Source organism: Paraburkholderia polaris, from assembly GCF_012927345.1.
In the GTDB taxonomy this organism is placed as follows: domain Bacteria; phylum Pseudomonadota; class Gammaproteobacteria; order Burkholderiales; family Burkholderiaceae; genus Paraburkholderia; species Paraburkholderia polaris.
Genome location: NZ_JABBGJ010000127.1, coordinates 1 through 1730 on the forward strand (window position 1 = coordinate 1; position 1730 = coordinate 1730).

Annotated in this window: 1 protein-coding gene; it reads right to left on the reverse strand. The window is 56.5% G+C overall.

Features of this window, described 5'->3' with window-relative positions; translation table 11 throughout:
• Positions 1-1266: group II intron reverse transcriptase/maturase (ltrA, locus tag HHL24_RS43230; RefSeq protein ID WP_169491335.1), on the reverse strand; the 1266-nt coding region annotated here is incomplete at its 3' end.
• Positions 1267-1730: the final 464 nt, after the last annotated feature.

A 1730-nucleotide genomic window follows, 5' to 3' on the forward strand; every position in this document is an offset into this window, starting at 1 on the left:
CGTGCCTTTCGTGGGATGCCGACGCATAGCCCATTTCCATAAGAGCTGCCAGATGTGAGCGTCTACCGACGTAAAATGAGACTTGGAAACCACATGACGGTGATACATGGCCCAACCCCGAATCACAGGGTTGAGTTGCAGAATCAGATTCGTCTGTGTGGCGCTCCTGTGCTGCCTCACGATCTCCCTGACCTTCTCCATGAGCGCCTTCACACTCTTGTTAGCCGGTTTGATGAGCAGTTTGCCGCCGTACTTGCGTACATTCTGCCCGAGGAAATCGAACCCATCGGCGATGTGAGTGACCCTGGTTTTCTCTTCCGAGAGTTCCAGCCCCCGAACGGCCAGGAATTGCCTGACCGCAGGGAGTACGTTCTGCTCCAGAATTTCTTTCGAGACTCCGGTCACAACGAAGTCGTCCGCATACCTGTTGACGTTGACTTTGAACCTTCTGCGTGCGCGTTGCGTCGGCCCCACGCTGGCATCTACTGCTGCTTCGAGTCCGTCCAATGTCATGTTTGCGATGACGGGCGAGATGATGCCCCCTTGCGGAGTTCCCGCCTCCGTCGCAAACAAGGTTCCTTTATCGATAAATCCGGCCTTAAGCCATCGCCGCAGGATAGCCTTATCCATCGGTATATGTTTGAGGATCCAGTCATGGCTAAAATTATCGAAACAGCCACGGATGTCTCCCTCTAAAACCCACTCTGGTGACTTGCGCTTAGCCAGCGTGGTGAAACAACATTCAATGGCGTCGGCAGTCGAACGTTTGGGGCGAAACCCGTACGAGTTTGGATCCGCCAGGCTTTCCGCAATGGGCTCTAACGCGAGCTTCCATAGCGCCTGCATTGATCTGCATAGCATGCGGGGAATTCCTAGCGGACGCTTCTTGCCGTTGCTCTTGGGGATGTAGATACGTCGAAGCGGCAACGCTTGGTAACTGCGGTGTTGCATCGCCTCCACCCCTTTCCATTTGGCCGCCGGAGTTGGCCAAGTCTTGCCGTCAACACCCGGCGTTCTCTTGCCGCGATTCTCTGTCACTCGTTTCACGGCTAGCATTTTGCCGCTATGCGAGCGGGTCAGCAGACGCTGCAGGGCACTTACTTTGCCCCATCTGCCTTCCTTGGTTGCCTGGGCGATACGCGCCTGGAGTCGTTTCACCTCATCTGTGATGCGAGGCCAATCAGCCTGAAGCCACATCTCAGCGGGGCGCGAGGACGCACCAGCATCGATCGCCTCTGCTTGTGCAGCGCCGCCGATTGCCGTCATCTGCCTTCCCTCGTATAACGATTAATCAAGTTCTCTCGCCATGAATGACCACGCGGAAGTCTGCCCGCTTTCGCGTCCGACCATGCAGCAGTCGGTATCCTCCCCATTACAGGAAGGCGTTCGCTTTTTCCGCAATCCCTTACCCGCAGTGCCAACAGCGTTCCTTGCGGTTCGCCTGCCGTTGCCGGCAGCACTACGGGCTTATCCTGTTCCGCATGAATTTCAGAGCGGGACGGACCCCTCCTATCCGCCGGCGGCGCAATGTCCATGCTGACCCAGCACACAGAGGCCAGACCTTGCCGCGCGCCATTTTGGCTCAAGCCTGTCAGCACATTTGGCTTGTCAATGATGACGACGTTTAATAGAGGTTCACGTATGTTGGTCGTTACCGCTCGTTCCTAGTCCCTCACCGCACTTGTGCTGGCAGATTCCGCTTTCCCTCACGGGTCCGCGTACCGATACAG